The sequence below is a fragment of the Stenotrophomonas sp. 05L414_2 genome (assembly GCF_056397905.1).
In genome coordinates this window covers 1-11,165 of sequence record NZ_JBFTOJ010000140.1, presented here as the reverse complement: position 1 = coordinate 11,165, position 11,165 = coordinate 1, and the positions used below count along the sequence as shown (strand labels likewise).

Annotated in this window: 3 protein-coding genes; 1 reads left to right on the top strand and 2 read right to left on the bottom strand. The window is 62.4% G+C overall.

What is annotated here, in order from left to right; genetic code table 11:
- Positions 1-404 precede the first annotated feature (404 nt).
- Both AC1DJN_RS16910 and AC1DJN_RS16905 read right to left on the bottom strand, forming a co-directional pair.
- Positions 405-5,003: a hypothetical protein gene (locus AC1DJN_RS16910; protein ID WP_478018265.1), complete on the bottom strand. Its 4,599-nt coding sequence runs from the start codon at positions 5,001-5,003 to the stop codon at positions 405-407.
- A gap of 566 nt (positions 5,004-5,569) precedes the next feature.
- The gene (locus AC1DJN_RS16905) at positions 5,570-6,364 is read right to left on the bottom strand and encodes a DUF6602 domain-containing protein (RefSeq protein ID WP_442251428.1); all 795 of its coding nucleotides are present in this window, start codon (positions 6,362-6,364) and stop codon (positions 5,570-5,572) included.
- A gap of 640 nt (positions 6,365-7,004) precedes the next feature.
- On the opposite strand from AC1DJN_RS16905, the gene AC1DJN_RS16900 reads away from it, so the two are divergent.
- A complete protein-coding gene (locus AC1DJN_RS16900) occupies positions 7,005-10,832 on the top strand; it encodes a hypothetical protein (protein ID WP_478039543.1) in 3,828 nt (1,275 codons plus the stop codon).
- The last annotated feature ends 333 nt before the right edge of the window (positions 10,833-11,165 follow it).

The window sequence follows — 11,165 nt, the reverse complement described above, 5'->3', positions numbered from 1 at the left end:
AGCCTAAACAGGCCGTCGTCCTTGGGATCGTATCCGTGGAACATCATGTAATCGTTGCCGCGTTCGCGCACCACGCTGTTGTGACCTAGGCCGATCCCGCGGCTGTTGCCGTGCAGCACTGAATTGACACTCGCTCAACGCCACTTCCGGCCAATATCGGTCGTTGCCAGCGCCCGAACTAGGCGGTGCCAAGAAGCGGAGCGAGGCGCTTGAACGCGGTCCCTATATTTCACTCGAACTCGAGGCGGCAGTGAGCGGCGACGTCGGAAAATCCTGTCGACGCAGCAGCGGATTGTCGTACAAGGTCATGGCCATGCCCTTCTGCCTCGCGCGGTCGGCCAGGGCGTCATCGCTTCACTCGGTCCTGAACCTCGCAACCTACCTTGCTTGGGCGGAGGTGGTTGCTAATCGCGCCACGGCCACACCATATCGTCCGTGTTTCGGCGCAAGAAGGTCCGCTGCAGGGAGAGGGCAGACTTTTCGGCGCCGTGTTTCCAGCGTGGTCGGTTCATGGCCCAGTGTCGGCGCCTGCGGGTCCGCTCTGCCTCGTCCAGCGAAGCCGCTTCCTCCTGCATCCAGCACAGGGCGCGCCGATCGGCACAGTAGTCGAACAACACCCAAGCGGCGAAGGCCGCTTCCGGGTCGTCGCGCTGCCAGTACTCGCGCCACCAATGGCGGGCGCAGGCTTCCAGGTATCGCAAGCGCGCCGCACCCCGCCGGATCTCCTGGGCCCACGAGCGCGACGGGCCCTCAGGCCATGCCCCCGCCACCGGCAGCTCGTTGCCCACCAGAAAGCCGCGCAGGACCTCCGCGCGCTGCTGCCGCCAAGGCACATGCGAGCCCAGGTCGCGCACGATCACCGCCTCGAGCCAGGCCGCGCCGCCGTTGAGTTGTGCCGCGAGTGCCAGCTCGTACAGCTGCGCATCGGTGTTAGTGTGTTTCGGGTCAAGCAGCGCCTCGCGCAGGGCGATGACCTCGGCCGAGGCCGGGACCCGGAACAGCATGTGCCAAAGGTCGGGCAGCTTCGCCGCGCCCATGACCCGTGTACGCATAGCGCCGCCCACGGCGCGCCATATGCTCGCGCCAAGCGCCGGCTGCGCAATAAGCAGCGCTTCGGCAATCGCCAGGAACAGCCCCTCGGCCAACTGCACGCGCCGCACGAACTCGGTGCTCGAGGTCTCGTGTCCGTCGATCCACCGCGTGAGCAGGTCGGGAGCGTGCTGCAGGATGGCGTGCCCGTCTTCGCGCGTGACGAACTCCAGATACAGGCTGGCACCCTCCTCGCGCGCCTTGGCGACGCGCTCGCGTGCCGTCTCGCTCGCACGCCGGTACGCCTCCTGCTGCGCTGCTTCATCGAAAGCGTGCTCGAATGCTTCGGCCGAGTTCGGGTCCTCGGGAGGCATGGGGCGGACTGAGTACCGCGGCGGTCGTTTCGATGCGTCCGTGCGCTGCACGAAGATCTGAGCGCCGGGGTCGGGGGCGTCACGCGGACCGCCGGCGAGAATGGCATCCAGCCGCTCCATGGCGACGCGTGCTTCCGAGGCGTCGTTTCCGCGCAGGCGTACGGCCTCCAACAAGCGCCACGGTGCCAGGCGCGTGGCAACCTGCTCGAACGGCTGGCCGCGGGTGGCCTCGATGAGCGCACCGGATGCGGCGTGTGCCGCGAGCGTGTCGCCATAGAGCGTAAAGCCCCAGCCCGCCTGGTCCAAGTGCTTGCCAAGGCGACGGGGATCGGCGGCGGCCAGAACCATGAACGCCAGACGCACGTCGATCTCGTCGGTCGAGTTCGTCTTCTCCAGCAGCCAGTCCCACGCCCTATCGCTCAGCGTCGGCGGCTCGGTGATCAACAGCACCAAGACGTCCTGCTGCTGCTTGGGCGGGCCGAACCGATAGCGCTCGATCAACTGATCGACCTCAGTGCTGCTCATCGGGCGCAGGTCATCGGTGATCGTGGTCGCGATGCCCGACAGGTCGGCTTCCACGACCAGCACGGCCTGCGCCAGTGCGTCGAGATCGGTCAGTTCGGTCAGCAGCAACTGCGTCGCGACATGGGTCTCATCGCCTTCGCAGGGATCGCGTTCGACTGTTCGCAAGGTGCGGGCCGCCGCAGCCTGCTGGGGCCCGTGCAACAAGAGTGCATCATTCTGGTGCCAGGCGCGCGCGGCGCGTGCAACCACAGTCGTCGGAGCCCGCGTCACCAGTTTGCGATGCAAGTCCGCCAGCACCTGCGGCGCGCAGCGCGCCAAGACCGCCTGCTGCTCATTGAAGCTAAGGTCTTCGCGCGTCGCGTAACGGCCGGTACGCACGTCGACCAGCGGGAACTCGCGCGCCGCGTCGGCGACGGCTTGGCAGAAGGCGGGAGGTGGCTCGAAACTCGGATCGAACCACACGTCATCGCATTTGCGCAGACGTACGTGCAGTGGCAGGGTCTCATCCACCAGCACCGCTGATACGTGTCGGCGCTCCAGCCGAAAGTATAGGCTTCGGCCGGGATCGGACAGGTAGTGCTCCTCGTAGGTAAACGGTCGGCCCATGACCACGTTCAGTGCCGCAGCGGCCTCGTTGTCCTCTTCACGGCCCGACACGTGCAGTAGCAGCTCGGCGACCCGCCGCGCCAGTTGAGGATGCACGCCGACTTCGGGCACGCGACTAGCCATGTCTGCTGCGGCTGCCCGCACGCTTCTTGCGACGGAATCGGCATCGACCGAATTGAACAGGTACACCCAGCGCAGCTGATCCCACGCTCGATGGTTCGAGCCGGCGGCCGCGGCAATGGCAGCCAAGCGCAACGCGGGCACCGCATCGACCAGCGGGTAACCCTCGACCAAGGCGGGCAAGTGGTCTGTCCACTGGCCCTCGTCGCGATCGACCAGCACCATCGCCTCGCCCAGCAGCATGATCGGGCCCGAGGCATCGACGCCGATGCGCTCGATCCATCGCTTGTGCCGGTGCGCGTCGCCTTCCGCGTCCGGCTCGGACTTAGTGCGCAGCTCCACCCCGCGCGAAATGACGCGCAGCCATTGCGCGGCGCGGACGAATATGCGCGCACGCACCGACGTATTACCGCGATCAACGCCACGCAGCGCCTTGACCGCGGTGTGCCGGCTGGCCGCGTGGTTGTAGCGATGTGACAGCTCGACCGCGTCGAGCAAGGCATCGGGCATTTCAGCCGCCAGCGCCTGCACCTCGGCTTGATGGTTCTCGGGTAAATTCTGCGTTTGCAGCCACGCCGCCGTGAGGACGCCGAGGAGGGGGCGGGGCGGTCCCGACTCGAGGGAGATGGATACTGCGGCACGCAGGATTTCCGCGCGCTGGTCCAGCCCACTGATGGGATCGAGCCACTGCTCGAGTGCGGACTCCAGCGCCTCGCGTGTGGCGTCCGGGCTGGCGGACAGCAACTGCACGACGGTGGCGCCGAGGGCATGGTTCACCAGCGAGGCTGTCAGTTGCAGCGTGCCGTCCGAAAGCCTGGTGAAGAACGCGGAATCGGCCAGCTCGCTCAGACGCTGGTAAACCTCCCCTGGGGCCAAGTCCGAGCGTGTGGCGGAATCACTGAGCGCCTTGAGCGAATAGGAGCGGATGCCCTGCTGAAACCCGGTGGCCGCCGCGCGCAGCCATTCGGCCCATTCCAGCGCGGAAAACGCTTTGTTTGCCGAGGCGCCGGCACTGTCGCTGCCGTACTCCCATAACAGCCGATGCAAGGTCACCGCGCCGGCGTCGACGAGCCGCTCGTGAAAGCGGATCACCAGATCGAACAGCCGGGGTATCCGCGCGGTCGTGTAGAGGTCAGGGTGTAAATCCGCGCGGCGCAAGCCGTTCAAAGTGAGCATCTGGTCAAACTCACCGTCGGGTTTGAGGTCGTATCCTCCCACCTCGAAAGCCACGGCAGGATCCACCAGCGACGCGAGCCGCCGCAGCTTGACCTCGAAATGAAGCGTGCGAGTCGTCGTGATCGTGCGCACCCGACCGACGAACTCTACGCCCTGCAGAACCTTGAGCAGGCCTTCCCAGTTTCCGTGCGGCTGCTGGCTCATGCCGTCGAAGATCACCAGCAGGATCGGCCCCTCAGCAGGCGGACGCAGCAGCATGCGCTCCAGTCGGGCGCGCCAATATGGCGCTTCGCGCACCTGCGTCATCTCGAGCAAGCGCTCGGCCAAGAAGGACTTGACCTCGTATACCGACCCCAGATCCCGCCCACCTACCGCAGCGGCCGGGATGAGCAAGGTGGCCGGCAAGTGGTTGGCCCGCTCGATCAGCCAATCGATAACCGCCCAAGTCTTGCCCACACCGAACAGACCGGTCAGGCAGGCCGGCGACGCGGTACCGCTGTGTGCGCTCCACCACTCGTCCAACTGGCGCAACACCTGCGCACGGTGGATGTGCCGCTTGGCGCCACCGGACACGACTTGGCCGAAATGAGACTGCGATTGACGCGGATCGGTCCAGATTGAGCGCAGGCGCGCGAACGACTGACGACGAACGACGGCGGTGCCGATGTGCCAGGCTGCCAGATCGCGCCGCAGACGCTCAATCGCCGCGCACAAGGGGATCGCCAACCGGGCGGCCAAGGCACCGGCAGCCGGATCGAGCAGCTTAGATACGAGCGCGGGATTGGAGGCCAGCAGCGCGGCCATGGCGGGGTCGTCGTGGGATTTCCAGTCGACGATCAGGATAGCGATGCCGTAGCCGTTGCCGTGCTTGAACAGCTGACGCTCGAGCTGCTCGTCGGCCTCGCGCGTGGTTGCCAGGATCCACGCCTCCAGTGCCGGGTCCGCCACGATCGCCTGATCGATCTCGCCCAGCAGAAGCCGGTCACTGAGCGAGGTGTCGTCCCGGTAGCGCTTGCATTCGATGCGTAAGAACCGCTCTTGTCGTCCGGTGGTGCCGGCGTCCGCCCCGTGTTGGAAGCCCGATTTGGCCACCGCGACCGACACCCCGATCAGCTCGCCAATCAGCGCTGCGGTCAGGTGCTCCAATCGCGTTGGCGGATCGATGGCCTGCACCAAGGCCTTGAGCTGGTCGAGCTCTGAGGTAAGCGCTACTACCATTCCCTTTCTCTCGAAAGACGGCGGACCTCGCCGGCACGGTGCCCCGACTTAATGGGGTCCTTGCTCGGACCCCTGCCTAAAGTATACGGCACCGGAATCTTACTGGAGAATTTCGAGGGCGCGACAGTGCTTGGAGAGTTCCGATGGGGGGGGCGAGGGCGCGTGCGGCGCCTCGCGGAGGTCCGATACGTCCTAATCGGCCTGCTGGAGGTTGCCGTGAAGCTGATGCGCGCGATGCCCAAGAACATGTCAATAAACACGCGTAGATCCAATCGCCGCGCTAGGCACGAGGAAAGTATCACGCCGCATGCGCCGCCGGCACCTCAAAGTTTGATTCAAGGGGCGATGACGCCTGGATGATCCACAGTGTGCCTCAAACCGCACTGTACGATTTGGGTCGAAAGCGGACGTTACCACTTGGCATACCACCAAACGGTCTCAATGTCCGCTTCCGGCCAGAAGCGGACATTGAGTGCCTGAGTTGAGCCACGCCGAGAGGCGGCGTCGCGTTGAACCAACTGTTAGCTACCATCACTGAGCTTCTTCCAGCCGCCAGTGCCGCGAGATGTGTAGATCTGCCAGTCAACTTGGGGTCTTCTGGCGCTTTCTCGTGAGAGAAAGTTCATGAGGTGTAGGTAGTACTCAAGGAAGATGCTTTCGTTGTCATCCGTGATCTCCTTTCCGGTTGCTGTTGCTGGATTGATAAGTCCACGACCAAGCACAACCACTCTTTCAACGACATCACGGGCCGCGCCAGCAGCGTCAAGTGCGCCGATAGTGCGCATGTATTCCTTCTGTAGCCAGTCRGTCGCACCTAGATTCGTTGAATAGGCAAAAATTGAGTAAGCACAACGGCATTTTCCGTCTTCCGCAGCAATACCATCGCGTCGCGGTCCAATAAACGGCTCCTTGAAGGGCCTCAGGCTCCTAATCGTCTTCGCTGCTTCAACAGATTTCTCTAGCTCGTCCTTCGAAAGGACGCTCTTTACTTCGATCACGGCATAAAGCGCCTCAGCGGGCACGAGTACATTTTCTCCGCCGGTGAAAATTGGGGCGGATGCACTCTTGTCATAGATAATTAGATCTAGTTGACCTGACCGCTTGTCGCGAAAATCGATTGCTTCACCCTTGGCAATGGCCATGGTGATCGGCAGGTGGGACTGCAGGAAGCGCATAAGAGATGCGGCCCGTTCGTCCCCCCGAATACCGTTGTGATGGAAGTCGCCAGCCTTCTCCGAGCCTAGTGCTAGTTCCTTCTCTGCACGCGACAGTACTGACTTGAAAACACGGCTGGACCTTTGAGTGCCTCGTGGCATGGGCGCTAAACACCTAATAGCCGGATCCCTGAATCCGGTCAGACGATTTATCAACAGCGCACCGTGCGGTACGCTATCCCCCTTGATACGATTCGATGTTAGGACGGCCGGGTCTGGCTAGCAAGCCGATGTAGAGCCGGACTTTGCCGGGTGCCAAGCGTGCGCTTCGGGGGATGCCAGCTCTGGGTGGGGAGTGGACTTTACCACCTGCGCAAGAGTGCCCTCCCGAAGGGACGTCCGCTTTCGGCCAATAGCGGACGTAGAGCGTGCCTCCATTACGAAGCGGCGTAGGAAGAGTCCCGTCTGCATCGGGCACGGCTCGGGCTCTTCTATGCTGGGAGACCCTGCCCGCCCTAAAAGCCGACAGGCCTGACAAGCTTTGGGGCTGGACCGCTTGCTGATGGCGGTTGGGCCTTGTTACGGTCGCAATAGTTGCGATAGACAAGCTGTAGGCCATCTGAAAGACACCTGCACTACCCGGACCAGGCCCCGGCTTGGCCAAAAGGTTCGGGACCTAGAGTTGTTCAACTTAGCAATCTACTCGAAGCTCAGAAGCTTCGTCAGTCGAGCCCCCAACAACCCGGGTCACACCCTCGGCATTATGGGCGAGAGGGGCCCGCACCGAAAATTCGAGAGATTGATGGACTTCCTGGAATTAGCCGCTGCCGACATCACCACCCTGGACGACGGCCAGCTGCGAGAGCTGGTCGCTCGACTAGCGGAAGCGGAGCTTCGCGAGCAGGGAATTCCCCGGTCGAGCGTGCAAGCCGGCGGGGCGCAGGAAGCAGCTGACGGCGGACTGGACGTTAGCGTGGCGACCGAACTTCCTCTCGTGCGGCCGGCCTTCGTCCCCCGTGCGCATACCGGGTTCCAGGTGAAGAAGCACAGCATGAGCCGCGGGAGTTGCGAACGGGAGATGCTCGAGGCGGGTGGGCTTAAGGACTCGATCAAGGCACTTGCGGATCAGAAGGGCGCTTACATCATCGTCAGCGGCAAGGACAGCTGCTCGGCGACCATGTACAAGGGGCGCCTCGCCGGCATGGAGGAGGCGCTGAGCACATATGGTGCGGGCAAGGATCTTCACTTGGACTTCTATGGAGCCGACCGGCTGGCGTTGTGGCTGAAGAGCCATCCCGGTGTTGCGCTCTGGGTGCGGGAAAAGCTTGGCAAGCCGCTAGCGGGTTGGCGCCCCTATGGTCGCTGGGCCTCGACACCAAAGGCCGATAAGGACGAGTTTTTGTCCGACGCGCACCGTTGCGTGAGCGATGGCAGCTCAAGCAAAAGGAACTTGATGACGATCATGGAGGGCATAGAACTGGCGCGGGCGCGGCTGAGGTCAGGCTCTCGCGCCGTGCGCATTACAGGGCTGTCAGGCGTGGGGAAGACACGTTTTGCACAGGCCCTGTTCGAAGAGGATGTTGGGGATGACGCACTGCCTGCAACTGACGTCCTCTACGCCGATCTAGGTGAGGACCTGACACCTTCCGCATCAGCCGTGGTCACCTACCTGATCGCTAACCAGCTGGCGAGCTATGTCGTCCTCGACAACTGCCCACCACAGACGCACCGATCTCTGCAGAAGCAGCTCAGTGCCAGCTCCTCTCCACTGCGCCTGCTTACCATCGAGTACGACWTCTCTGACGATCGACCGGAGGAGACCGATGTCATTCATATCGAGCCAAGTAGCGAGGAGACAGTCACCAAGCTCCTTCTTCGGCGATACCACAAGCTTGACCGGTTCAATGCAGCGCGTATTGCCGAATTCGCCGGCGGCAACGCCCGACTGGCGCTGGCGCTTGCTGACCGGGTGGAGCCGGACGAATCGCTTACAAGCTTTAATGACGAGCAGCTCTTCCTGCGGCTTTTCCAGCAGCGCAAGGGCGAGTCAGCGGATCTACTACGGGCGGCAACGGCTCTATCATTGGTTTACTCGTTCAACGTCTCCCGCGAAGAGTACGGGGATGAACTCGGGGTCCTGTCGTCGATATCTGAGGTAGCTCGCGCCGACCTACAGCGCGCCCAAACTGAGCTTGTGCGCAGGCAGCTCGCCCAGAAGCGAGGAAGCTGGCGCGCAGTGCTGCCGCATGCACTCGCAAACCGCCTCGCGCGCCGCGCATTGGACGACTACGAACCTGAGGACATCAACCGCGAGTTACTGCGCCCTGGGAACATCCGGCTGCTCCAGTCCTGTGCTCACCGTCTCGGGTATTTTCATGACAACGAACGAGCTCGCGAGTTGGCCCTCACTTGGGTCGAGTCGAGTGCACCATTAGCCAACCTCGCGACACTCGGCGAGGACCACCTCGTGGTTCTCAACTATGTGGCTCCGGTTTTCCCGGATGTCCTTCTTGGCGCGATCGAGCAATCGGCCCGTATTCCGGGGTTCGCGGACCGCGCCAATCCTAACGTTCAGCGTTTTGTCCGGCTCCTCGTCGATCTGGCTTATGACGACGAGGCTTTCGACCGCTCAGCGAGTGTCCTGCTCTCTATCGCTCGGACTGAGGGTCGTGGAGAGAACAATGACAGCGTCGTGGGTCGGTTGCGCCAACTCCATCAGCTGCATCTATCCGGAACCATGGCTGGCCCGGCGCGACGTCAGGCGCTTGTGCGGAGCCTGCTTGCGAGTGGTGAGATTCGTGACCGCGAGATCGCTGGCGAGCTGCTCCGCGCAGCCTTTGAGGCGCGGTCGTGGACATCATTCGGAGGATTTCAGTTCGGCGCGCGCAACCGCGGACCGGGTTGGAAGCCCAAATCCGGACAGGAGCGACGCGACTGGTATGACGGATTCCTTTCGTTGCTCGATCCGATACTTGAGTCAAACGATGACTCGCGCGAGTGGGCGAAGTCTCTGATCGCAGCGAACTTTCGACAGCTCTGGACCTATGCTGGCTGCTTCGACGCTTTGGAAGCCCTATTATCAACGTATGCCACAGGCGGGCGGTGGCCTGCAGTTTGGTTTGCCATCGGCCAGACTCTCGAGTACGACGGCGCCAGTCTTCATCCGGCGGTGCTTCGGCGCCTGGAGGGACTGCGGTCTCTGGCAGCGCCCTCCGATCTCGAGTCTGAGATCAACGCCTACGCTTTCGTAAACGAATGGGCGCATCCGCACCGTAGAGGCGCCGACTATCAGGCAGAAATGGTCGAACTGCGGGAACGCGTCTTCGCTTTAGGGCGGGCGCTCGCATCCAACCCGGGCCTGTTCGATCGGCTGGCGTCGCAGATTTGGGCGACTTACGCGAGACCGGTGGCTTGGCTGGGTCATGGCTACGCCGAAGCCCACGGCGATCTAGAAGGCCTAGTTGAGATGTTGATCCGCTCGTTCAAGGCACATGCCCCAGACCGCGCCAGCATCGAGTTCATCGAAGGCTGTTTGTCGGCGATCGCGGAGCGTGATTCGGCCCTGCTGCCCCGACTGCAGGAGAAGTTGCTGACGGAAGATAAGCTCAAGCCGTACAGCGTCTGGCTACTTCTGTCCACGCGGATTACGCCGTGGGTGAGCGCGCGGCTGCTTGACATTGCTCGAAATGGCAGCGTGCCCGCAGCTTATTTTGAGGCGGTTGGCCATGGCAGACGTCATGAATCGATGTCTGACGTGGAGCTTTCAGCGCTTACGAATGCGGTCTGCCAACTACCAGGGGGATACCACTCGTCGTTTGACATGCTCATCATGCGGTTACTCGCGAGGGCCGACTGGAACTATATCCCGGGGCCTGAGATCTTCTCTGCCATTCGATTCGCACTGGGTCACCTGTTGCGTGATCGGTCCGACGACGCGAACCGACCTGCCCACCACGGTATAGGCAGGCTGATCGTAGAAGCGCTTGCTCCTGGGGCGCCCGACGACGAGGTGGCCCGGCTCGTCGGTGAACTCTGTGACGGGGCCAAGAAATATCGACTCTCGCGGGAATATTACTCCGAGGTGCTGTCGTCATTCATCGAGGCGCGTCCGGAGATGCTGCTGGATGCATTACTCGAGATCGAACGTGATGATCCCGAGTCCGACGCGGTGGGCTGGCTGTTCCGGCAGCGATCCGGTGAGTCCTCGCCGTCGCTGAATCTCGCACCCGTCGATCAGCTCCTGACGTGGTGCGGGAATGATGCTCGACGGCAGGAGTTCGTTGCGCGCAACATCCGCGTCTACGAGGCAAAGGACGGATCGGAGGTGATCGACGATTCGACATCCTCGGTTCGACTAAGTGAACACTTCAAGCGGCTTCTCGACACTGCGTCTGACAAATCGAGCCTGATCGAGTTCGCTTTCGGCCAAGCCGTGCCGAGCAGTTGGACGAACTCACGCGTTCCGATTATCGAGGCCCGTCAGCAGGCGCTTCGCGAGCTGATTACATATGAATCGCCTGAGGTCAGGACCCTGGTGGTGGAGAAGGTTGCGGACCTCGACCTTCTAATCGAACGGGAGCGCAGGTGGGAGGAGTCCGAGCATCACGCGATGGAGCGGCGGTTCGAGTAGTCAGACGCGAAGCAGCTGAGAATGCATCGACTGAGGATCTAGCGTGCGAATCCCTGGAATCTCGGCGCTACATCGATCAACTTCCCTCCAGCTAGTGGCGTTGGCGCTATACATGCAGGAAGCGAGCCAAGAGCTCGGCGTCGCCACCAATCGAGATGCAGCTGCAAAGAGAGTCTTGAGCACAGCCGCAGATTAGATGACGCACTAAAATGACTTGTCATTTTATCAGGTTGCTGATTCTTAAGAAGAAAAAGTGTTGAATGATATGCGCGGCCGGTACCATTGAGATCAGTTGGAAGCGTGCCGGGTAGACCACGCTGCGCGACGCGCGGG